The sequence below is a fragment of the Pseudomonas salicis genome, assembly GCF_057128705.1.
Window position 1 is genome coordinate 48256 of the sequence record NZ_JBSKHU010000010.1, and the last position, 23320, is coordinate 71575.

At 54.7% G+C, this 23320-nt stretch carries 17 protein-coding genes; 13 read left to right on the plus strand and 4 right to left on the minus strand.

The annotated features are described in order from the left end of the window. Window positions 1-95: 95 nt before the first annotated feature. Entirely contained in the window at window positions 96-485 is a 390-nt protein-coding gene (locus ACWKWE_RS28060; RefSeq protein WP_483852388.1) for a GtrA family protein, read from the plus strand. Beyond that, window positions 482-2611, plus strand: coding sequence for a DUF6311 domain-containing protein (locus tag ACWKWE_RS28065; protein ID WP_483852389.1), 2130 nt, complete (start codon window positions 482-484; stop codon window positions 2609-2611). The genes ACWKWE_RS28060 and ACWKWE_RS28065 overlap by 4 nt, the downstream gene beginning before the upstream one ends. Window positions 2612-2652: 41 nt before the next feature. Here the strand turns inward: ACWKWE_RS28065 and lapD are convergent, their stop codons facing one another. Then, the gene (gene lapD / locus ACWKWE_RS28070) at window positions 2653-4611 is read right to left on the minus strand and encodes a cyclic di-GMP receptor LapD (protein WP_483852390.1); all 1959 of its coding nucleotides are present in this window, start codon (window positions 4609-4611) and stop codon (window positions 2653-2655) included. A gap of 8 nt (window positions 4612-4619) precedes the next feature. Beyond that, on the minus strand, window positions 4620-5315 hold the full coding sequence (gene lapG / locus ACWKWE_RS28075) for a cysteine protease LapG (RefSeq protein ID WP_371928601.1): 696 nt from the start codon (window positions 5313-5315) through the stop codon (window positions 4620-4622). 172 nt (window positions 5316-5487) lie between these two features. On the opposite strand from lapG, the gene ACWKWE_RS28080 reads away from it, so the two are divergent. From ACWKWE_RS28080 to ACWKWE_RS28110, 7 genes are all read left to right on the plus strand, one after another. Further along, a complete protein-coding gene (locus tag ACWKWE_RS28080) occupies window positions 5488-6639 on the plus strand; it encodes a glycosyltransferase family 4 protein (RefSeq protein ID WP_483852391.1) in 1152 nt (383 codons plus the stop codon). A gap of 424 nt (window positions 6640-7063) precedes the next feature. After that, window positions 7064-7852: an ABC transporter permease gene (locus ACWKWE_RS28085; protein ID WP_483852392.1), complete on the plus strand. Its 789-nt coding sequence runs from the start codon at window positions 7064-7066 to the stop codon at window positions 7850-7852. A gap of 2 nt (window positions 7853-7854) precedes the next feature. Beyond that, complete coding sequence (locus ACWKWE_RS28090; protein WP_483852393.1) at window positions 7855-8571, plus strand: ABC transporter ATP-binding protein; 717 nt, start codon at window positions 7855-7857, stop codon at window positions 8569-8571. Window positions 8572-8576: 5 nt separating this feature from the next. Beyond that, on the plus strand, window positions 8577-9776 hold the full coding sequence (locus ACWKWE_RS28095) for a glycosyltransferase family protein (protein WP_483852394.1): 1200 nt from the start codon (window positions 8577-8579) through the stop codon (window positions 9774-9776). A gap of 117 nt (window positions 9777-9893) precedes the next feature. Further along, window positions 9894-11006: an acyltransferase family protein gene (locus ACWKWE_RS28100; protein ID WP_166597521.1), complete on the plus strand. Its 1113-nt coding sequence runs from the start codon at window positions 9894-9896 to the stop codon at window positions 11004-11006. A gap of 194 nt (window positions 11007-11200) precedes the next feature. Next, complete coding sequence (locus ACWKWE_RS28105) at window positions 11201-12640, plus strand: mannose-1-phosphate guanylyltransferase/mannose-6-phosphate isomerase (protein ID WP_483852395.1); 1440 nt, start codon at window positions 11201-11203, stop codon at window positions 12638-12640. A gap of 179 nt (window positions 12641-12819) precedes the next feature. Next, the gene (locus ACWKWE_RS28110) at window positions 12820-13941 is read left to right on the plus strand and encodes a glycosyltransferase family 4 protein (RefSeq protein ID WP_483852396.1); all 1122 of its coding nucleotides are present in this window, start codon (window positions 12820-12822) and stop codon (window positions 13939-13941) included. Between the two features lie 238 nt (window positions 13942-14179). On the opposite strand, the gene rhlE1 is transcribed toward ACWKWE_RS28110, so the two are convergent. Continuing rightward, window positions 14180-15511, minus strand: coding sequence for an RNA helicase RhlE1 (gene rhlE1 / locus ACWKWE_RS28115; protein ID WP_483852397.1), 1332 nt, complete (start codon window positions 15509-15511; stop codon window positions 14180-14182). Between the two features lie 357 nt (window positions 15512-15868). Here rhlE1 and ACWKWE_RS28120 point away from each other — a divergent pair, with 357 nt between their 5' ends. From ACWKWE_RS28120 to ACWKWE_RS28135, 4 genes are all read left to right on the plus strand, one after another. Then, window positions 15869-16657, plus strand: a complete 789-nt coding sequence (locus tag ACWKWE_RS28120; RefSeq protein ID WP_483852398.1) for an ABC transporter permease — start codon at window positions 15869-15871, stop codon at window positions 16655-16657. Next, window positions 16657-17916: an ABC transporter ATP-binding protein gene (locus ACWKWE_RS28125; protein WP_483852399.1), complete on the plus strand. Its 1260-nt coding sequence runs from the start codon at window positions 16657-16659 to the stop codon at window positions 17914-17916. Before ACWKWE_RS28120 ends, ACWKWE_RS28125 begins: the two co-directional genes overlap by 1 nt. Window positions 17917-17919: 3 nt before the next feature. Continuing rightward, window positions 17920-21255: a glycosyltransferase gene (locus ACWKWE_RS28130; protein ID WP_483852400.1), complete on the plus strand. Its 3336-nt coding sequence runs from the start codon at window positions 17920-17922 to the stop codon at window positions 21253-21255. Between the two features lie 171 nt (window positions 21256-21426). Then, on the plus strand, window positions 21427-22386 hold the full coding sequence (locus ACWKWE_RS28135; protein WP_483852401.1) for a glycosyltransferase: 960 nt from the start codon (window positions 21427-21429) through the stop codon (window positions 22384-22386). Between the two features lie 31 nt (window positions 22387-22417). Here the strand turns inward: ACWKWE_RS28135 and yedA are convergent, their stop codons facing one another. Further along, a complete protein-coding gene (yedA, locus tag ACWKWE_RS28140; RefSeq protein WP_483852402.1) occupies window positions 22418-23317 on the minus strand; it encodes a drug/metabolite exporter YedA in 900 nt (299 codons plus the stop codon). Window positions 23318-23320: the final 3 nt, after the last annotated feature.

The window sequence follows — 23320 nt, forward strand, 5'->3', positions numbered from 1 at the left end:
TGGGACGTGCTCAAGAAGCACACGCCGCAGCGGGACGACGTGTAAAAATATGCGCCTCTTCGCATAGCCCTCAACCAGGAACACGCTTAAACACCATGAATACGGCCAACCCCAAACACTCCCTGCTCAAGCGAACCCTGCGGTTCGGCGCCACGGGTTTGTTTGTCACCGCCCTGCACGTGGTCATTGCCACGACATTTATCCACTTCATCCTGGCCGAACCGTCCACCGCTAACGGTTTTGCCTTCTGCGTCGCGACTGTCGTTTCTTACCTGATGCACACCAAATGGAGTTTCTCTTCCGAACTGGAAGGCAGAAACCTGCTGAGATTCATTGCCGTGTCCGCTATTGGTCTGATGCTTTCACTGATCATCCCATTCATTACGAAATTGCTCGGTTTCGATTACATGGTTGGAACCGTCGCAGTCGTCATCGCCCTGCCTATCACTAACTTCATCCTGCACAACGCCTGGACCTACCGATGAGCGCTTACAGCCCAGCGCCAGACCGTCGATGGTTGTTACTTCCTGCCCTGTTGGGTTGTGTCGTTTTTTTCCTGGTCACAGGCGGTAAGATTTTAAACCCTCAATACATTGACTGGTTGATGGAGGGTGACCCTGCACAACACTGGCTAGGCTGGCAATTTTTCCGGACATCGCCTCTGGTGCAATGGCCGCTGGGCGCCAACCCCGCATACGGTCAGGAACTGGCGAGTTCCATTGTTTTTACAGACTCCATCCCCGTGATGGCCCTCACCTTCAAATACTTGAACACTTGGCTACCCAAAGATTTTCAATACTTTGGGCTGTGGATACTGATCTGCTTCATTTTGCAGGCTGTCTTCTCCTGGAAGCTGCTCTCACTCGTCTCCAGCAGTTTCGTCAACCGCACGATAGGCACGTTGTTCTTTTTGCTAGCGCCCGTTTTCCTGTGGCGGCTGCACGGTCACTACGCACTGTTCAGTCATTGGCTTTTGGTCGCAGGGTTGTACGCCTATCACAGTGAGCGCTTCGCATCCCAACGATGGGTTGCACTTGTTCTGCTTTCAATTCTCATCCATGCCTACCTTGCTGCGATGGTAATAGCGATCTTGCTGACGGACTTGGGTCGCCGGCTGTATTCAAGAGAGAAAACCCTCTTGCAAGCGCTGGGATTCATCGCGATGGTATTTGGCCTGTGCGGCGTGGTCATGTGGTCGTTGGGTTACTTCATGGTGGGTAGCGGCGTCTCCAGCAATGGCTTCGGCAGCTACCAGATGAACCTGCTGTCGCTGATCGACCCGAACGCCACAGGCGTCGAACCCGCTGGAACATGGTCGCAGCTATTGCCTGACCAGCCGGGGATGGGAGGTGATTATGAAGGCTACAATTACCTGGGCATTGGAATCATCGGACTGTCGTTAGTTGCGCTCTATACACGCTATAAAAATGACAGGTTCAAAGTAAGCGCCAGAGGATGGCTGCTGGCGCTTTTGTCAGCGGGACTGTTCATGTACGCGATCAGTAATCGAGTCGTCTGGGGTGACCAGGAAATAGTCGCCTACCCATTGCCATCGATCATTCAACAGCTCGCCGAAACGTTCAGGGCATCAGGTCGCTTTTTCTGGCCTGTGTATTACGTCATGTACGCCCTCATATTAATGACGCTGTTCAAACACATCCGCCCACGCTTTGCGGCCGTGCTGTGCTTGGTGATGCTGTGCGTTCAAGTGGCAGACACCCAGAACGCGTGGCGTTTCTTCAAGTACAAGTTCACCCAGGCCGCAACATGGGTCAGCCCCCTGTCTTCGCCCGCGTGGGAAGAGTTAGCCAGCCGTTATAAAGCGATTGTGCTCGTGCGCCCTAGCAACGGCCCACTGCATTGGATGCCGATTGCCCAATTTGCTGCGACTCACGGCATGTCGACCAACGCTGGCTACTTTGCCAGGGTCGATGCCAGCGCGGAGCAGTCGTCAAGAAACTCGTTATCGGAGACAGTAAAAAATCAAAGCTATAACTCCGACTTCTTATACGTATTCAACGATGACGCACTATGGGATATCGCAGCAGCCAATAAAAACCCCAACAACACGATAGGCGTGCTGGATGGCTTGCGCATTGTTGCCCCCGGCCTTGATCACTGTACCCAGTGCGCCGCGGACCTTGTGACCGTCGAACAAAGCCGGCTTGCGCCCTACAGTTCCGGGATCGTGTCTTACGACGTGAATGGCACAGGCAAACTCGCACCTACGGACGGCTGGTCCGTACCGGACGCACACGGCACATGGTCGCTGGGGCATGACGCCAGGATCGTGATAGACGTTCCGGCGTTACCGAATCGCAAGTTAGGGCTGAAGCTGACAGGAGGCGCATTTTTGGCTGAAGGCCATTACGTGCAGGACATCATACCCACCATCAATGGGATTCGATTGCCTGCTCTGCGTTATGACATGGCCACCCCAGGGCCGAGAATCATCAACCTGCCCAAGGGCTTGGTAGAGTCGGCGAACGGAAGGCTCGTGATTGATTTGAAAATTCTGAACCCCGAATCACCGCTTCGGCTGGGTGTATTCAATGACGCTCGCGAACTGGGTATCAACCTGCACTCTCTGGAAGTTATATCGGTGGAGTAGCGCCCATAACGTGCGCCGCTCAGCCCTAACGCGAGCGGCCGTCACGGCCTTTTGACGCTCCAAGGCGCCGGATCACCAAACAACTGCCCCTGCACCCCTTCGATCCCCATCTCGGCAATCACCAAATGCTCGCCCTCAGTCTCGACCCGCTCGGCGATCAAGGGCAGGTCGATGCTGTGTGCCGCCCGCTGCACGGCTTCTATAAAGAGGCGTTTGTGGCTTTCTTCGTCGATGGCGCGGATGTAGCTGCCATCAATCTTCAAATACGCCAACCCAAGGTGCGCCAGGTTACCGATCATGCTGAAGCGGCCACCAAACCGCTGCAGCGCCAACGTGAAGCCAGCGGCCTGCAAGCGACGGGTGAGTTTTTCAAGCACCGCCTGTTCAGGCAATTGCTCCTCACCAATCTCGATGGTCAGCCGCCCTGCCAGTTTTGGATGCTGACGCAGCGCGTCGAACACTTGGTTCAGCGCCGCAGGGTCACTCAACGTCGCGGCAGACAGGTTCAGCGCCAATGACTGGTCGTGGGTCTGAAGGTGCTTGAGCACTTGGTGCAGCATCAGCAAGTCCAACCGGCTCGACCAGCCGAACCGCTCGATCCACGGCAGGAAACGCCCCGCCGGAACAGCTTCGCCCTGCTCATTCACCAACCGCGACAACGCCTTGTAATGCAGCACCTTCGTGATATCACGCGTGCCGACCACCGGCTGGAAGAACAGCTCGAAGCCACCATGAGTCAACGCATGATCCAGCACGCGATGCCACGTGTGCTGATCATCACCGCTAGGCGCGACTTCGCCATTCTCGACGTAACTCCAGGTTTGCTCGCCTTGGGTTTCGGCCTGTGCCAGCGCCTGATCCGCCAACCCCAGCAACGTCAGCGGTGCCTCGCCGGGCACATAGGGCGCCAACCCCATGTGCGCAACAGGCGACACGTCGGACGCCCCCGTGGCTTCGAGTGTCTTGAGCGCCAACTCCAGATCGTGAACCAGCGCCAGCGCCTCTTCACGGGCCATGCCCGGCGCCAGCACCGCGAACTCACCGCCCCGCGAACGGCTGATGAGGTTCCGGATTTTCGGATATTTCTCACAGTGCGAAAGCAACAACTGTGCGACCGCGATCAGCAGGGCGTCGGTGCGCTTGCCGCCAAGCCGCAGGTTCAGACCCGCTAGATCTTGCACGCGCAACAGCAGCAGATGACCCGCCCGGTGTTCTTCCTGATTGCTAACATGGGCCTTGAGCTGCATGTCGAAGTACCGCCGGTTCGACAAACCGGTCAGGCTGTCCTGATAAGACTCAATGCGCAGTTTCTCGCTGCGCTCCGAGCTTTCCTTGAACAGTGCCTTGAGTTTATCGACCATCTGGTTCATCGCCTGCACCACCCGACGCAGCTCAGGCGTGCGCGGCAACTCCGGAAGCGTCAGGAACTCGCGACGGGCAATCGCCTGGGATTGCGCAACCATGTAATCCAGCGGTTTGAGTTGACGACGCAGCAGCAGCGCCCCAAGCAATGCGCTAACGATGCCGCACAACACCAGCCAGCCGAGACTGCCCAACGCGCTCTGCCACAGCTTGGCCAATGCGAACATTGGATGGCTCACCACCTCGACTCGCGCGGTCTGTTGCCAGCCGCGACTCACGATCCCTTCACCGCCTCCCGGTGCCAGGCCGATGGCGTTGATGAACCATTGCGGCACGCCTTGATTGTCAGGCTCCGCGCTGCGCTCGACGATCACCGCATTGGTCGCCAGGTCCACCACGCGAATACTGGCGTAATAGCCGCTGTCGAAAATCGACGTCACCATCAACTCAACCATGGCCGGGTCGTCGATGTTGGCAGTCAGTGACAGCGCCAACGACGTCGCGGCGTCTTGCGCGTGAGACTGCAACTGATTGACGTACTGCGCCCGCGAGCTTTCCAGGCTGACGACAAAACTGCCCGCAAACGCGACAACCAAAAACAGACAGATAGCGATCAACAGCTGTTTGAACAGAGACATCAGTGCTCCTAATTCTCAGGCTCGGTCGGGAAGCCTTCGGCGGCCATTTTCTTCAACACGTCCTGCCAACGCGACAGGCGCTTGGTATCGCCCACTTTCTTGTTGCCCTGCGCACCCGGCAGCCACAGCCCTTCGGCATTGAAGGCGTAAACCGGCAACAGGTCCGGCCGTTCGCTGGCGGGTTTGATTTCATTAATGAGGCTGTCGAGCACCAGCGGCATCGCGTTGGGGCTCGAATAATAGGTCAGCACCATGTGCGCACGGTTCAGGCGCAACGCCTTGACGTAGGTGATCAGCAATTTCTCGCTTGGAACGCCCAGCCGACGCAGACTGAAATATTTGGCGATGGCGTAGTCTTCACAGTCGCCCGCGCCCTTCCACAGCGACTCGATGGGCGTGGACCAGTAATCGACCTCATGCCACAGGTCGATGTCTTCTTCGTAACGCATCTGTTTATTGAAGAACTGATTCACCACCGTCAGCTTGTCCATCTCGCTGACCTGCTTCTCGGTCGCCAGCAGATTCTGCCAGGCGTCGATCCGTTGCTTGCCAGCCCCTAACGGACCGTACAGCGCTTCGGCTCTTCTGCTGATCAGCGCGAAATCCCAATCAGCCGTCAGATAGCTCGTACACGCCGTGCACGCCAGTGCAAGCGCCAAAAGCCACCACAACCCTGGGCGCTTGTGAGCTGAACGTACTGCCAATTCGTTGAGTCCATCAGGCAAACGGATAACCGGAAAGCGATGGTGAGGGGTGGACGAGGAAAAGACAATGGCGCGATGGAATCACACGACCAAGTCAATGCCTCGATAAGTTGACTCATGTTAGGCTCGCGCACCTGAATTTCATGATGTTCGTTCTAGATTGAGAAAACGTATGGATATTGGTTTGAGCTGCACCGTTTGGGCAGGATGCGAACGCACCGGTCATTTGGACGGAATTGGCATTTATACCCAGTCGCTATGGCAAGCGTTGGGACAGATAAGCCCCAATGAGCCAGACCCTATCAAGATCAAACCGTATGCATTCGGTCGCGACCTTCCTCAACTGCCGTGCGGCGTCCCGACCCCCTTGGCGGAACAGTTCAGAGTTCAAGTGTTGCGCAGCGGTGTGCTGAACTTGCCGCTGCCCAACTCGGCAACCATCCGCCAGGACATTGATCTGCTGCATGCCACTGATCACCAGATCCCGTTGATCAAAGGCGTTCCCGTCGTCGCCACAGTCATGGACGCGATCCCACTCATACACCCTGAGTGGATCAGGCAGAACCTCAAAAGCTTGAAAGGTTGGCTCTTCTCGAAAAGTGTTCAGAAGGCCGATCACATCATTACCATCTCCGAACACAGCAAACAGGATTTAGTAACGCATCTGCGGATCGCTCCCGAGAAGATCAGCGTCACGCCGTTGGGTGTCGAACCTGTCTATTTCGAGCGCGTGCCGAATGAGGTTCGTCAGTCGGTACTGAATAAGCACGCGCTCAAACCAGGGTTCTTTCTGTGCGTAGGCACACTGCAGCCGCGCAAGAATCTGCAACGTGTACTGAAAGCGTTTCAAACCCTGCCGGCTGAAGTGCGCAAACAACATCCGCTGATCATTGTTGGCCGCGACGGCTGGGCTAACGAAGAATTGATCCCCGAACTGAAACGCCTTGAAAAACGCGGTGAAGGGCGCTGGCTGAGCTATCTTCCGCAAGCTGAAGTTTTCGCATTGCTACAAAGTGCGGGCGCGCTTGTTTTCGCCTCTTTATATGAAGGCTTCGGATTGCCCGTGATCGAAGCATTCGCGGCGCAATGCCCTGTCATCGCCTCAAACACCACGTCCCTTCCAGAAGTGACGGGAGGCGCAGCCTGGTCGGTTGATCCGTTGGACGTCGATAGCATTGCAACCGCGATGCTGGACGTTTTGCGCAACGATGAACTTCGGACAAGCAAGATTGACCAAGGCTTGGCTCGTGCGCAGCACTACACATGGAATGAATGCGCCAGACAGACGCTGGATGTGTATCGAAAGGTATTGGCTGCTAAATGAACTGCACCATCAACTGAAAAAAACAACGATGAGGGCTCGAACGAATTAACATCGCCTGGATGAAATCACTCGTTCGACGTCCCTCAAAAACATTAGATCAATAAAGCCCGAGCGCTATAGCGAAACAATCTCAACGAAGATGATTTCGAAGTTGCCAGCACTTGGGGCATTCCCCCTATACTTGCAACGCCTGAGATGTCTGATTCAGTACGAGTTGTATTCATCCGCGACATTCGTCGTGCCCTGGTGAATGACTACGATCATGCGGGCCTGTTGCACTTATTGCCCGTACTGACTGATACAGTGACAGCCTTCCACTTTCTGATTCTAACTTTGCCGTCAGACGCGCGCGGGGGGAGTGTTTTCGCCCGTTTCATACGATCAATAAACAGCTCAGCAAAGATATAAAACCCGAGGATGTCCAGTGACCATAAAAGGTTTTTTAAAAAGGGAGTTTTCTGCACTGAGCGACGGCTGGCACGCGTGGTATCTGCTGGCATTGCACGACATCAAAGGGCGCTATCGCCGTTCGATCATTGGACCATTCTGGATCACGCTGACATCGTTGTTATTCATTGGCGGGCTGGGGTTGGTGTATTCGCGCCTGCTGAATCTGGACCTCAAGGAATATCTACCCTTCCTCGCCTGCGGCATCGTTGTCTGGACATTCATTCTGACCTTCATCAATGAAGGTGCGAGCGCGATCATCAACTCCGCGCACATCATCAAACAAATCAGCATGCCGATATTGACCCATATCCTCCGGGTCGCCTTTCGCGACACGCTGATCTTTCTGCACAGCTGGATCATCCTGATTCCGCTATTGATGTGGTACGGCTACCTGACCTGGTTCGGTCTGCTGTGTTCGATTTTGGGGATCGTGCTGGTGGTCTTCGCCCTCACTCCCTTTGCCGCATTATTGGCGGTGATCTGTGCACGCTACCGCGATGTCCTGCCGATGGTCACCAGCGCGATGCAACTGCTGTTCTTCATCACGCCCGTCATGTGGCACCCCGCCCAACTGGCCGGTCTGAGCGAAGTGATTCGCTACAACCCCTTCGTCTACCTCATCGACCTGGTCCGCGAGCCCATGCTCAACGGTCTGTTTCCCGCTGCATCGGCCGGGCTGGTTATGGCAATGGGCACAGCGTTGTGGGGCATCGCACTTTCGATGCTCTTTCTTAATCGCAAACACATTCCTTACTGGGTCTGACCATGGCGTATCTGATCGCAGAAGGTGTCACCGTCGATTACCCGATTCTCGATGTCGGCCGCCGCTCCTTCAAAAAGGACGCGCTGTCGTGGGTCACCGGGGGGCGCATCGGTGAAAACGCCAGCCACCACCTGAGCATTCGGGCGCTGGACGGCGTCAATCTTGAGGTTCAGCCCGGCGAGAAAATCGGGCTGCTGGGGCACAACGGCTCAGGCAAAAGTACGCTGCTCAAAGTGATGGCTAACGTTTACTGGCCCACCCTTGGCGCGCTTCGATCTTCCGGAAGAATCACCTCTCTCCTCGACCTCACGCTGGGCATGGAAGTGGAAGCAACAGGCTATGAAAACATCTTCCTGCGCGGCGCGATCCTCGGCGTGAAGCCGAGCGAGATCAAACAGACGATCAACGACATCGCCGAATTTTCAGGGCTGGGCGACTACCTGAACCTGCCGCTGCGAACCTATTCGTCCGGCATGCTGGTGCGCCTGGGGTTTTCCATTTCGACGGCGTTTCCTGCGGACATCATTTTGATGGACGAATGGCTGGGCGTGGGCGATGCGCAGTTCCAGGAGCAGGCCAACACGCGCCTGAATGAGATGACGTCCAACGCATCGATTCTGGTATTGGCCTCTCACTCTCCAGAACTGATTAACAGCATCTGCAATCGCGGCATCAGACTCGAACACGGAAAAATAACCGAAGACTTTCTCATCGGATAACCGCCATGAAGATAGCAATCGTTTCATCCTACAAACTCGAATGCGGGATCGCGCGGTTTTCCGAAGTCCTGTACCGCAACTTGATGCCGGACAACGAAGTGTCGGTTTTTGAACTGCCTCCGCAAGAACTTAAAAAAAGTTTCGGCGCCTCTGACGCAGAAGCTGATCAATTCATTGGGGCGATCTGTGAACAGCTCAAATCATTTGACGCGGTTTCGATCCAATGCGAGTACGGACTGTTTTCAGACTCGGTCGATATCTCGATTCAACGCATCAAACGTCTGTTGTCAGCCAATCCCAACTCGACGATCACATTCCACACCGTATTCAGTCGATCCAGTTCGGCAGATGTCGCGTTCCCGTCCTTGGCCAGGCTGGTGTTTCGCCCGCGATCTACCGTCATGGACTTCGCTAGAAGTTGGCGGTCCAGCAAAACCGCGCGTTATGAGTTGGGTCTTTTTCAGTTCATCCGCGAGCACAAGATCAAAGTCATCGTGCACACCGAAACCACAAAGCGCGTTCTTCAACAGCGCTTCAAATTGGTCAACGTTGAATGTCATCCGCTGTGCTACACAACGAAAAAAGAAAAAACCGAGTACGACCATCCGACCTGTCGCGATGAGCTCGTCAGTCGCCTCGGCCTGAAGGACGATGACCGCCTGATCGGTGTTTTCGGTTTCTTTGGCGGCTATAAGGGCTTCGATTACGCGATCCAGTGCATCGCCAGACTCCCCGACAATCATAAATTGCTGATTTTTTCAGGGCTGCACCCGACCGCCATCAAACAATCCGACACCTCGCAGATCGACCAACTGGTCAACCTCGCGAGGAAACACAAAGTCCTTGGGCGCACGTTTTTCATGGGCAGTGTCGACGATGCAGCCATGTACAAGGCGATCGCCGGTGTGGATTTTTCCTGGCTCCCCTATCGCGAAGTCGGCCAGGAAGCCTCGGCGATCTGCAGCGAAGTGGCTGAGCTGTCAAAGCGCATGATCATCTCGCGGAATTTCGCGTTCGTGGACTACATGAAATTCAAGCTGCGCGACGACTACGAGTTTTTCGAGATTGGCAACGTGGAAGAGCTGCGACTCAAAACGATTCACTACGACACCTACCACCCGCCGATGATGTCGCTGTCCGCGAAGGATCACGCCGCGTTGCAGACCCGTTTTTACCTCGACCAATTGAGTCGGCCAGCGGTGTAGATCACACCCTTCGCTCCAACATTGCCGAGCCGGAGGCACATCGACTGAATGTGTACACCGCGAACGCCGGCGCTTTCAGACACCTGTCCTTGCCCATCCGATGCCGGGAGCACTTTGATGCCCGCCAAAATGCCTGATTCATTTTCGGTTTATCTGGACCTGCTTCGTGTCGTGGCCGCCGTCACGGTGCTGGTTTCGCATTACCCACTCACGGCGGCCTTGGGGGCGATAACGGACCGCTACAATTTCGGTTATGACGCGGTGGTGGTGTTTTTCGTGCTGTCCGGCTACGTCATCAGCCATGCTGTCGACACGAAAGAGCGGGATGGTCTGACATACAGCGTGAACCGCATCGCGAGAATCTTCCCCGTGGCCGCCGTCGCCGTGCTGTTGTCGTGGCTGCTCATGAGCATGGGCAACGCAACGAATCCCACACTTCACCCTGACGCTTTTCAACTCGATACGCCGGCCTACTACGTCATCCGCACGCTCTCCTTCACCAGCGAGTTCTGGTGGGATGACATTCGCCCGTTCGGCAACGGTCCGTACTGGAGCCTGGCATTCGAAGTGTGGTGTTACGTGATCTACGGACTGGCCATGTTCACACGCGGTCATTGGCGAGTGGGGCTGGTGCTGCTTGCGCTGCTGCTGACGGGGCCCAAACAGTGGCTGGTGATGCCGATATGGCTCGCTGGGGTCGCTGCCTATCACTGCCGAGATCGAATCAATCCGGGTCGTCCCATGCTGTGGGCGCTGTGTGTTCTGCCACCTGTGGTATTTCTCACCCTGCAACTGAGCAATCCTCGGGACTGGTCGTACCCTCTGGTCGGTATGCACATCGAACGTTTCTTGGGGCATGGACTGGACGGCGCTGCCAATTGCGGCTGGGGCTATCTGCTTGCCGCACTGGTGGCGGCGCACTTGTTCGCGGTTCGTAAGCTGTGTCTGCTCATGTCGTTCAATGCCCGCGGGCGTGCAGCAACGATCATTCGACAACTCGCTGCCTACACCTTCAGCCTGTATATCATCCACCACCCGCTGCTGACTTTCTGGCACGCGGAATTGGGACAAACCCGCGATTTCTATAGTCCAGACCTGAGGGGGCTCGTTTATCTGGGCACGCTCATTCCGGTTTTCATCCTTGGGTATCTGGTGGAGCGCAGAAAAAACGTTTTCCGGACCATGATCCTTGCCGTTTTTGCCAACACCAAGCGGATGATGAGCCCCTGAGAAGGCAGCTTCGACTGCCGTTCTCTGGTATTCTTGCAGCCCTCCAGAATGCGGCGAAGCCCCGTAAATCCGGTTGTATCGGACGGCTTTTCCCCTGTGAATTCGCAGAGTCGAGCACATCGGACAGTGCCGCGAGCCCGCATGGCGTTGTTACCGCAGATTGCAACCATTTGGCACTTTAAGGATTGGAAACCATGGGATTGATACCCGTAATTTTGTCTGGCGGCGTTGGTAGCCGGTTGTGGCCCGTTTCTCGCGAGGCCCACCCCAAACCTTTCATGACCCTGCCGGACGGGCAGAACCTGATTCAAAAAACCTTTCTGCGTGCTGCGGCGCTGGAAAGCGTGTCGGAAGTACTGACAGTCACTAACCGCGAACTGCTCTTCAAGACAGAAGACGAGTACCGAACCGTGAATACCAGCGGCGTCGCTCAGAGCTACATTCTTGAGCCTTTCGGCCGCAATACCGCCGCCGCCGTCGCTCTCGCGGCCCTGCAACTGAAAGACGCCCATGGCTCAGACGCCCACATGCTGGTGCTGGCGGCCGACCACCTCATTCAAAACGAAACAGCGTTCGCCCAAGCCGTTGCCAAAGCGGTTCAGCTGTCGGAAAAGGGCTTTCTCGTCACCTTCGGCATCAAGCCTCAGTACCCTGAAACCGGCTTTGGTTACATCGAAGCGGGCGCGCCGATCGACTCGAACGGCGGCCTGCAGGTCGCCCGGTTCGTCGAGAAGCCGGACCTGGCCACGGCCGAGTCCTATCTGGCAGCGGGCAACTACTTCTGGAATTCCGGCATGTTCTGCTTCAAGGTCGGGACTGTGCTGGAAGAGTTCGCCAAACATGCGCCTGACGTGCTCAGTGCCGTTGCGGTTGCCATGGAGCGTTCGCGTCTGACCCAGGCCGATCGCTATCGCTGCCTGGCGCTGGACCCGGCCTCGTTCGGCGACGTGCCGGACATTTCCATCGACTACGCGCTGATGGAGCGTTCCGACAAGGTCGTGACCGTTGCGTGCGATATCGGCTGGAGCGATATCGGTTCGTGGAACGCGGTCAGTGAGCTGACCCCGGAAGACGAAAACGGCAACCGCTTCGAAGGTGAAGTGCTGTCTCACGGCGCGAAGAACAACTACGTCAACAGCGAAGACCGCCTCACCGCGCTGGTCGGGGTTCAAGATTTGCTGGTCGTCGACACCCCCGATGCGCTGATGATCGCGCATAAAGACCACGCGCAGGACGTCAAGAACATCGTCGGCCAACTCAAGAAAGCCGGCCACACCCTGCACCTCCTGCACCGCACCGTGCACCGCCCGTGGGGCACGTACACCACGCTGGAAAACGGCGAGCGTTTCAAGATCAAGCGCATCGTGGTCAAGCCCAAGGCATCGCTGTCCTTGCAAATGCACCATCACCGCAGCGAACACTGGATTGTTGTGAGCGGCATGGCCGTGATCGTTAACGATGATCAGGAACTGATGCTCAACACCAACGAATCGACGTTCATCCGCGCCGGTCACAAACACCGCCTGAGCAACCCTGGTGTCATCGATCTGGTGCTGATCGAAGTGCAGAGCGGCGATTACTTGGGCGAAGACGACATCGTGCGTTTCGAAGACGTCTACGGTCGCGCCAACTGATCGGATGCGGTCTGCCTTTCTCTGACCGCGCAGCCGGTTGCCTTTGTGTCACGAGCGCAACCGGCTCTCCCATCTTCAATCGAAGCCTTCTTTCTGCCTGTCAGTGAAAAGCGTTCAACGATGCCGGCTCTCGCGCACGACACCGGCCACGCACCTGCATTTGTACGTTCGGAACAACAATGATCAAAGTTCTACACTTCTTCAAAACCTACTACCCGGAAACACCGGGCGGCGGGATCGAGCAAGTCATTTTTCAGCTGGCGCAAGGCAGTGCGGTCTACGGCATCGAGCCGCAAGTGCTGTACCTCAGCGCGAACGGCTCGGCTCGCAATCAGACCGTGGGCAATCACATTACCCATCGCTCGAAACAGGATTTCCATGTTGCTTCGACAGGCTTTTCGCTGTCCGGGATTCGGGATTTCAAAGCGCTGGCGGCCCAGGCAGACGTCGTTCATTACCACTTTCCATGGCCCTATATGGACGTGGCGCACTTCGCGACACGGATGAAGAAGCCCTCGTTGGTGAGCTATCACTCGGACATCGTCAAACAGAAAACCCTGCTCAAGCTGTATTCGCCGCTGATGAATCGCTTTCTCGGGAGCGTTGACCGGATTGTGGCGTCGTCCCCGAATTACGCCGCCAGCAGTGAGGTGTTGACCCGCTTCAAAGACAAGGTCGAGATCATTCCGTATGGCCTGGACCGCGCGACCTACCCGGCGCCCTCGCCCTCCAGACTGGCGCATTGGAAACGGCAATTGGGCGAGCGTTTCTTCCTGTTCGTAGGCGCACTGCGCTACTACAAGGGGCTCGACTTCCTGCTCGAAGCGGCGCATCAGACGAAGCTGCCCGTCGTGATCATGGGCGGCGGGTACGAAGAGCAGCAATTGAAGGCAAAGGCCACTGCGCTTGGGCTGAGCAACGTGACCTTCCTGGGCGGACTGGGTGACGAGGACAAAAACGCACTGCTCGCGCTGTGCGAAGCGTTCGTCTTCCCGTCTCACCTGCGTTCGGAGTCGTTTGGCATTTCGCTGCTGGAAGGCGCGATGTACGGCAAGCCGATGATTTCCTGCGAAATGGGCAGCGGTACGACGTTCATCAACATCGCCAATGAAACCGGGCTGGTGGTCCCGCCCCGTGACTCGAATGCGTTGGCAGCGGCCATGAACACCCTGTGGCATGACCGGGAACTGGCCAGCCGCATGGGCGCCAAGGCGGCTCAACGTTATGAGGAAGTGTTCACGGCGGAGAAGATGGTGCGGTCTTATGCGGCGCTGTATCAGGAAGTCCTGAACAAGCACTGAGACGCGTAATGCCGGAGCGGCACGCCTTGCTGATGCTGGCGATAGAACTTACCCGGCTCAACTCCAGATCGCACACGGTCTGAAACTGTGGGAGCGAATTCATTCGCGAAAGATGCAACAGGCGACAAAGGTCTTGGTCGCAAACCCTCCGTCCGACCTTTGAGCTCCATGGCTTTCCGGCGGCGTCAGTTCCACCGCGACCGCTGGCAAGCCATGCTGCTAAAGAGTTATCAATGAGTCAGGGCTTACGCTTTCTCGGCCCAGTGTTGAACACGGGCACCTTTCGCACGGGCTTTGCAGCGGGCACGTCGGCAGCCACTTCGCCGCTATCGACCCATTTGCCCAGATTGCGCTTGCTGCCACTGACTTTTGGTTTCTTCGGCTTCTTTGGCTTTTTCAGGATCTGCCCGGTGGCATCCGTCGGGGGAACGCGGTGTTCAGGAATAAAATCCGGTTCTTCGCGGCGTTGCAGGGTCTGGCGCGTCAGCACTTCAATGGCGCTGAGCAGCTCGACTTCGTCCGCACAGACCAGCGAAATCGCTTCCCCCGTCTGCCCGGCACGCCCCGTGCGACCGATGCGGTGCACGTAATCCTCCGCGACGATCGGCAGGTCGAGGTTAACCACAGTCGGTAGATCATCGATGTCGAGACCGCGAGCCGCCACATCAGTGGCCACCAGAATCTGCACTTCCCCCGCTTTGAAACGATCCAGCGCCCGCTGACGGGTCGCCTGCGGCTTGTCGCCATGAATGCCGTCGGCGTTGATGCTCAGGCCCTGCAGGCGATCCACCAACTGGTCCACACCGACGCGGGTCTTGGCGAATACCAGCACCTGACTCCAGCGCTGCTTTTTCAACAGATGAATGAACAGCTCGCTCTTGCGCTTCTTGTCGACCGTCACCACCCACTGTTTGACCGACGACGCCGCAACGTTGCGCGGACTGACCTCAATGCTCAGCGGGTTATCGAGCATCTGCCCAGCCAGCGCGCGGATCGAATCGGAGAATGTCGCGGAAAACAGCAACGTCTGGCGACGTTTCGGCAGCGCGGCGTAGATATCGCGCAGCTCTTCCGAAAAACCCAGGTCGAGCATGCGATCGGCTTCGTCGAGGATCAGCGTCTGAACCTGAGAAAACTTCACTGCATTTTGACGGTACAAATCGAGCAAACGACCCGGCGTGGCCACCAGCACATCGACACCGCGACGCAACTTCATCATTTGCGGATTAATGCTCACGCCGCCATAAACCGCATAGGTGGCCAGCGGCAGGTGTTCCGCGTATTGGCGAATCGCTTCATGCACCTGCTCTGCCAGCTCGCGAGTCGGCACCAGCACCAATGCCCGCACCGAGTTGGCCGCCACTTTCGGGCCTTCCATTGTCAGACGTTGCAACAACGGCAGAGCGAAACCTGCGGTCTTGCCAGTGCCGGTCTGCGCCGCGGCCATCAGATCACGGCCCTCCAACACGGGAGGAATGGCCTTGGCCTGAACAGGGGTAGGCGTCTGGTAGCCAAGCGCATCAAGCGCGCGCAGCAGGGGTTCGATCAGGCCGAGAGAAGCGAATGTCATGGGATTACCGTTGGAAAAAGGTCAGCGCGTTAGGGCTGTGAAGAGCCAATGGCGCGCAGTTTAACCTGCTTGCACCGGACTCTGCTTGCGCCGCTGCGTCGACGGCGCTTCTGCGCGAGTTGCATCAGTCAGGTGACTCACTCCATAAGAGCTCGGTAAGTATCTATCTACAACCATCGTAGGAACTTTCAGCTAAGAATGAAATAGCAGGAATTATCCCACGAAACTTCAAGAAACATCTCTGATTTAAACCCTGTAGACTTCGCACTCATTGAGAATGCAAACCGCAATCATTCGACCGCAAACGAAGTCATGGTATCGCCCGCGACTTTAGTTTCCGTCAATGGAGATCACCAATTGCCTGTATCTACCGAGACATCTAAATACATAAGAATACTGTCCAGCCTTATCCTTAATGATCTGAAGGCTCGATACCTCACGAACTACCTCGGATTTCTCTGGGTACTTATTCAACCCTGTGCGACTGCTCTCATTCTGTGGTTTGTTTTTGAATACGGATTCAAAGTACCTCCGCACCATGAATATCCATTTCTACTGTGGCTTGCCTGCGGACTGATCCCTTGGTTTTTCATAGCCGAGGCACTTACCACAGGATGCCACGCAGTTAAGGACAACAGTTTTCTGGTCAAAAAAATTGTATTCAATGTATCGCTTTTACCTATCGTCAAAATAGCTTCAGCATTAGCAGTACACTTGCTGTTTATCTGCATCCTGCTCAGCTTGTTTTTCCTTTACGGTTATTCCGCTTCGATCCACTGGCTCCAGCTTGGCTACTATGTGTTTTGCCTTACTGCATTGTTGCTCACATTGGCTTGGTTGACGAGCGCAGTGGTCATATTTTTCCCGGACCTCGCCCAAATCATCGCAATGAGTACTCAGCTTGGCTTTTGGATAACACCTGTATTTTGGGACATTACAGCGCTCCCAGACTCGATCACCCAATACCTTTATTTGAATCCATTTACCTATATCGTCGAAGGTTTTAGAGACGCAATGGTGAGAGGTGTGTGGTTTTGGGAACACCCGACCCAAACCGCTTTATTCTGGAGCGCACTGATTCTTCTAACCCTGATCAGCCGCTATGCATTCAAAAAACTTAGCCCACATTTTTCGGATGTCATGTGATGGACAACCCACCTACTCAGGCGATAACCGTTAATGCCGTGAGCAAACAATATAAATTATATAAAAAGCCCGTTGACCGTTTTGTGGAAGCATTGTCGTTTTCAGGCAAACGGCGACACCGTGCATTCCACGCCCTGTCCAATATCAGTTTCAATGTATTGAAGGGCCAAACTGTTGGGATATTGGGCAAAAATGGCGCGGGTAAAAGTACGCTGCTGAAAATCCTGACCGGCGTGTTGACGCCCAGTGAGGGAAGCGTAGAGATCGCGGGACGGATCGCTTCGCTGCTGGAACTCGGAGCAGGCTTCAACCCTGATTACACCGGGCTTGAAAACATCTATTTCCAGGGTGCGTTGATGGGGTATAGCGCTTCCGAAATGGCGAAACGTCTCCCTGACATCCTGGAATTTGCTGATGTCGGAGAGTTTATCGAACAACCTGTCAGGGTCTACAGCAGCGGCATGTTCGCTCGACTGGCCTTTTCTGTTGCGATCAATGTCGATCCAGATGTACTGATCATCGATGAAGCTTTGAGTGTGGGCGACGCAGGATTTCAGTTGAAGTGCATGTTGAAAATGCAAGATATGCAGCTTCGCGGAACGACCATTCTATTTGTCTCACATGACACCCAGTCAATCATCCGGTTCTGCCAAGCGGTCATCGTCATGGATCGCGGCAAGATCATCGAATACAGCCACGATGTATTAACTGCAGCGAAAAACTACGAAAAACACGCGAGAAATAATGGCACCGCTGTGCCCACCCCCATATCAGATATGCAAAAGGATGCGTGCTATGAAACGGAGCTGGGAGATATCTCCGAAGTCAGATTCGGCTCGGGGCAGGCAAAAATAAACGCGGTTGACTTTATCGCCGTAGACGGAACGTCCTGCAATCAGTTTTCACCATCAAACACGATTACGATGCACTGTTACATACAATCCGAATTTGTGTTGGACAATGTCGTGGTGGGCTGGTCACTTAGAAATACTAAAGGATTGGATGTGGCTGGCGACAATACACTGCTGGCCGGACATACATTAAATCTAGAACGAGGTGGCTATAAACTAACCTTCGTTTTTCCGCTAAACATCGCACCTGGCGACTACTTTCTATTTATCGGTATGGCACAGCTCGGACTTGAAAGAGTTGAACTTGACCAGCGATGGCCTTTGAGAAAAATCACTGTTTCAAGCGTTCGTGCGGTCGTCGGTACCGCTTACTGCCCCTCCACTGTTCACATGATCAAGGTTACCTAAGCTATGCCGTTGACGGAAAAAAAGGGACTGGCCCTTCCCCATTCGATGACTATGGTACCGGCGACGCGAGATCGCACATTTCTGCGCGCCAGAGTGAAATCCGCAACACAAAACAAAAAGGTAATGTTCTACACATTGCCACTCGTCCTGCGCGAACGCCCAACACTGTTCAGTAGTATTGTGGACGTTTATCAGCCATTGGCTGACCAGTTCGCAGTCGACGGATGGGACTGTGTCTTTGTTGGCACAGATCAATTGCAGCGCGAATACCCGAAATTTACTCATGAATGGATAAGCCCCAGCACCTTGTCTTGCCAGTACCCAGACTGGATGCGTTCGGATTGGTTGCACGACTGGTCCGGCATTCTGAGCGGTCGATCGCCTGAATTTCACGAAGAGTTTGTCGATACACTGATTCAACACTGCCAGCCGGACCTGGTCTTTTGTTGGAATTTTGATAGTGCTCTCGAAACGACGTGCTCGGCGTACGATATCAGCTTGATTTTCAACGAACTGGGCATGCTACGAGCGCCGAACCCTCTGACATACTTTTCGGACCCGCGTGGCGTCAATGCCCGCAGTAGCTTTCAATCGCAATTCTCATACTCCACAGCCTGTAGCCAAGCGCTTAATCTCGAAAGCGCCATTGCCAGATTGAAAGCGCTTGAGGAGCTATATAGCGCTCCTGATGACATATCGCCCTCCGGATGCTTGATTTTGCTCCAGGTCAGGGACGACTCCAACGCAATCACCGGGTCGCCATTCGCGTCGATGGCTGACTTTGTTAATTGCGTGATCGAAGCCGTGGCCCCATCGGGCATACCCGTCACTGTCAAACCTCATCCGCTGGACGACATTCCATATCTACCTGCCGATGTGAAAGTCGCCGACAAAGCCGCCTCCATCGAGAAGCTGATTGGTTCGGTGGAAGTCGTTTTTACTCTCAATTCGTCGGCGGGCTTTGAAGCAGCGCTCGCAGGAAAAACGGTGTACGTTTTGGGAGATGCGGCCTATTCGAATCTAGGGCTGACGATAGACGTTCCTACCCCCTCTGAGTTACCCGAAGCCTGGAAAAAGTATCAGAATTGCTTTACCGGCGATCAGGAGTTGAGAGCGCGAGTGCTCTACTTCGCGGAGCGCATGTATTTTCTCTCGGTGACCCAATTCGCTGACCCCCTTGCCCATTTAGAAAAACTGAGATGCCAAGCTCCCGGGCAATCAAACAATAAAAAGATCGAAAAAATAGACAATTTCAGGCAATACACGCTGGTCAATCGTTTGAAAAAAATGAATGACGCACACCACGCTGAATTTGCACGCTTCAGTGCCTCGGCGCTTGCCGATAAGGCTGAGCTTCAGGCACAGATCAACTGGCTGACGCATTGTCTTGCCGCAATAGAGCGCTCGAACTCTTGGAGCGTAACTCGACCTTTACGCGCCACATCCGAGAAGTTCGGTTCGCTTCAAATGTCCCTCCGTGAGTTTTACCAACGAGTGCCATTTCTGCTGATCTTGAAGATCAGACTTGAACGCATAATCACGCAAACCAAAACTGGAATTTCTGCGAATTTTCAGTCAAAAAACAATGCCAAGGCGTTGCGCGCCCTAACGGATCGGCGTTTTTCTTACTCCATGCCTATCCGAACTTCACCCTACGACGAACCTGTAATCGACATATCTATCGTTACGTATAATAGCGCACAATGGGTCAATGGTTTTTTAACGTCACTGATGCGTCAAGCTTATCCACTGAGCAAGCTGAGATTATGTTTTGTTGATAACGGCTCGAGCGATGACACGGTGCGGCAATTAGAACAATGGAGCGAACAGCTCTCCGGCGTTGTGGCAAGCTATACAATTCTTCACGGCCCTAATGTAGGTTTTGGTGGAGGGCACGACCGCGCGATAAAAAACTCAGATGCTGAATGGGTATTGGTTACCAATATTGACATCGAGTTTTCTGATCAAACTCTGCACGCATTAATCACCTCTGCCCGTGCAGACACACGTGATGAAGTTGCATCTTGGGAGGCGCGCCAAGCCCCGTATGAACACCCAAAATATTATGACCCGGTCACGCTGGAGGTCAACTGGTCATCACATGCCTGTATTCTGATTAGAAGATCAGCCTATGTGAACTGCGGCGGATACGAGCCCAAGATATTCATGTACGGGGAGGACGTAGAGTTGTCTTATCGATTCCGCTCCCATGGATACAGATTAAAATATTGTCCGTCCGCTGTTGTCTATCACTACACCTATGACCATGCAGAACAGGTAAAACCCCTTCAATTCAAAGGCAGCACGTTGGCCAACCTTTATATTCGTTGGCGATATGGGGATACGACGGACAGAATGGCGGGCGTGATTTTGCAGGGCTTGTTGTGGCTTCGCCCGAGCGCCTACAAAAACTCTCGTCGGCACTTGATCTCAAACGCTTTCACGTTCGTAAAAAACATTTGGCATTTTTCTGCAGGTAAGGGCCCCCAGACAAGCGAAGGCTACCCGTTTCGAGCGTTTGACTACGAGATGACACGAAGCGGAGCTTTCTGGCAGACGGGACAGCTGTTGACCACATTTCCGAAAGTGACCGTTGTAACGCGCACCTATAAGAAACGAGAAGAGTTCCTCAGACAGTCAATCATTTCCGTATTGAACCAGACCTATCCGAACGTTGAATTGGTGGTGGTCGAGGACGGAGGGAAGACAATGCAATCGCTCGTTTCTGAATTTGCTCGGGGTGGAAAAAAGGACATTCGGTATTTCGGCCTCGAAAAGGTGGGCCGTTCGGTGACTGGCAATTATGGACTGGAGATGGCAACGGGAGAATACTGCATGTTTCTCGACGATGACGATTTACTGTTTTCTGATCACGTAGAGGTTCTGGTTACGTCATTGCGAGACAACCCGAAAGCTGTAGGCGCATACTCTCATGCCATGGAAGTGGCTACGGACATAGGCGACCATGGTCGATATACGGAAGTCAGCCATGTCGAGCCAGAAGCCTTCAAGCACGCGTACGACTACGACATATTGCTGGATCACAATTTTATTCCTATTCAATCACTTCTGTTCAGAAGGAGCTTGTTCTTGAACAGAGGTGGATTTGAAACCGACATGGACCATCTTGAAGACTGGAACTTGTGGCTGAGGTACGGCTTCAATAATACCTTCTCCTACGTCGCAAAAACCACGTCACTTTTCAGAACGCCTGCAAACTTTTCAACGAGACAAGATCGACAGATGCAATTGCACAATGCTTACTTCACTGCAAAGAACAGGGCTATAGAGTCATGCAAAAACTACTCACAGCACCAAAACCAAATGGCGAAAGAGTAATACGATAAGACCTGGCATCGACGGAAGCTAAAAATCTCACCACCACCTAGAGCGTTATTACAGACGTTCTAGGATGTGCACTACCAACACACGTAGTGCCCTAACATTTTTATGCGCATTCTGGATCTGCAGGCGGTAGCCGTTCGCTTGCAATAAGGAGATGGGATAGGTATGGACTCAACTATCACTGTACAAAGCCTGGGCATATCCCCCCACAATGATGGCGTGGCTGTTCTCTTGGCTGCCTTTAATGGCATGAAATGGATTGAAGAGCAGGTCAATTCAATTCTGAGACAAGCTGATATTGACGTTACTTTATATATCAGCATCGACCCTTCCGGAGATGGGACCGAACAGTGGTGCGAGCAGTTCGCTGCCCCGCGCACTAATGTAATCGTCCTGCCTCAAGCCTCGGCGTCTGGCGGGGCGTCTCAAAACTTTTTTCGTCTCATCCGGGATGTCAATCTGGGAAACTATGATTACATAGCTTTTTCGGACCAAGACGACATTTGGTACCCGGACAAATTGAAACGAGCAATTCGCGCACTAAAAAAAGAGCGAGCGGCGGGGTATTCCAGCAACGTTCGCGCATTTTGGCCAACGGGTCGTAAATGCGTGATCGATAAAGCCCAGGCACAAGTGCAGTGGGATTTTTTCTTCGAAGCTGCCGGCCCCGGATGCACCTATGTGCTCACAAAATATCTCGCGTGCGAATTAAAAAAGTCAGTATTGAAACAATGGGAGGTTGTGCAGCAGGTTACCCTTCATGATTGGTATTGCTACGCATTCGCTCGAAGAAATGGACACAAGTGGCATATCGACTCAAGGCCCTCAATGGACTATCGCCAACATGATCACAACCTGCTCGGAGCTAACACAGGGTTGAGGCGGCTAGTCGAACGTTACAGACGAATCCAGAACGGTTGGTGGTTTGGTCAGATTCGTCTTATCTCCCAGCTCTTGGGCGTGCCTTCGAATCCCCTGATCAACACCAGTGACTTGTTCTCCAGATGGCAGCTTATGCTTTTGTCGCTTAATGCAGGTCAGTGCAGGCGCAGGCTACGAGACAAAATCGGATTCGCCATCATTTGCTGGCTCGAAATTCTCACGAGACGAAGCCGAAAGCGCTGAAATGTTTGCTTGCCCGCCCATCGCTCGTCGTTTACGAACTCTGCACCGGACTCTGCTTGCGCCACTGCGGCAACCCGATCAGCACCACGGCGCTGATGATCACGGCCATGGCTGCGGATTCTGCCGGGCCGATGTGTTCGTCGGCGAACAGGACGCCGAGCATGACGGCGACGGCCGGGTTGACGTAGGCGTAGCTCGTCGCGGCAGCGGGGCGGACGTTTTTCAGGAGGTACATGTACGAGCTGAACGCGACGATGGAGCCGAACACCACCAGGTAGGCCATGACCAGCCAGCCGGACAGGCCGGGGGATTGGGTCATTCGTTCGCCGCTGACGTAGCTGCCGATCAGCATCATCGCACCGGCGACGAGCATTTCGCAGGCGCTGGCCATGGGGCCAGCGGGCAGTGGCAGGTAGCGGCTCCACACGGAGCCGAATGACCATGTGGCTGCAGCGAAAATGACCAATGCCGCGCCCATGGGGCTGGCTTGCAGGTTGGAGCCGAGGTTGAGCAGTGCGATGCCGATCAGCCCGAGCACGATGCCTGCCCACTCCAGCCGGGTGTTGCGATGCCCCCAGATCAGCCCGAACAACAGGGTGAACAGCGGTACAACGGCGACCGCCAACGCCGCCACCCCCGACGCAACCCCCGCATGTTCGGCCAGGGTCACGGCGCCGTTGCCACAGGCAAGCAGCAGAAAACCAATCATGCCTGCGGCTTTCCATTGCTTCCACGTGGGCATCGGCGCGCCGCGCCAGCGCATGAACGCGAACAGTATCGAGCCAGCAATGGTGAAGCGAACCCCTGCCATCATCAAGGGTGGCCAGGTTTCAATGCCGATCCGGATAGCGAGGTAGGTCGAGCCCCAGATCACGTACAGCGCGAAGAAGGCCCCGATGAGCAGCAAGGGAAAGCGGCGGGAAGCAGGCATGAA

What these genes read in the sequence shown, in the direction of transcription:
- ACWKWE_RS28060 (WP_483852388.1), top strand. Translation starts at nt 96, where the DNA reads ATGAATACGGCCAACCCCAAACACTCCCTGCTCAAGCGAACCCTGCGG.
- ACWKWE_RS28065 (WP_483852389.1), top strand. Translation starts at nt 482, where the DNA reads ATGAGCGCTTACAGCCCAGCGCCAGACCGTCGATGGTTGTTACTTCCT.
- lapD (WP_483852390.1), bottom strand. Translation starts at nt 4,611, where the DNA reads ATGTCTCTGTTCAAACAGCTGTTGATCGCTATCTGTCTGTTTTTGGTT.
- ACWKWE_RS28080 (WP_483852391.1), top strand. Translation starts at nt 5,488, where the DNA reads ATGGATATTGGTTTGAGCTGCACCGTTTGGGCAGGATGCGAACGCACC.
- ACWKWE_RS28090 (WP_483852393.1), top strand. Translation starts at nt 7,855, where the DNA reads ATGGCGTATCTGATCGCAGAAGGTGTCACCGTCGATTACCCGATTCTC.
- ACWKWE_RS28095 (WP_483852394.1), top strand. Translation starts at nt 8,577, where the DNA reads ATGAAGATAGCAATCGTTTCATCCTACAAACTCGAATGCGGGATCGCG.
- ACWKWE_RS28100 (WP_166597521.1), top strand. Translation starts at nt 9,894, where the DNA reads ATGCCCGCCAAAATGCCTGATTCATTTTCGGTTTATCTGGACCTGCTT.
- ACWKWE_RS28105 (WP_483852395.1), top strand. Translation starts at nt 11,201, where the DNA reads ATGGGATTGATACCCGTAATTTTGTCTGGCGGCGTTGGTAGCCGGTTG.
- ACWKWE_RS28110 (WP_483852396.1), top strand. Translation starts at nt 12,820, where the DNA reads ATGATCAAAGTTCTACACTTCTTCAAAACCTACTACCCGGAAACACCG.
- rhlE1 (WP_483852397.1), bottom strand. Translation starts at nt 15,511, where the DNA reads ATGACATTCGCTTCTCTCGGCCTGATCGAACCCCTGCTGCGCGCGCTT.
- ACWKWE_RS28125 (WP_483852399.1), top strand. Translation starts at nt 16,657, where the DNA reads ATGGACAACCCACCTACTCAGGCGATAACCGTTAATGCCGTGAGCAAA.
- ACWKWE_RS28130 (WP_483852400.1), top strand. Translation starts at nt 17,920, where the DNA reads ATGCCGTTGACGGAAAAAAAGGGACTGGCCCTTCCCCATTCGATGACT.
- ACWKWE_RS28135 (WP_483852401.1), top strand. Translation starts at nt 21,427, where the DNA reads ATGGACTCAACTATCACTGTACAAAGCCTGGGCATATCCCCCCACAAT.
- yedA (WP_483852402.1), bottom strand. Translation starts at nt 23,317, where the DNA reads ATGCCTGCTTCCCGCCGCTTTCCCTTGCTGCTCATCGGGGCCTTCTTC.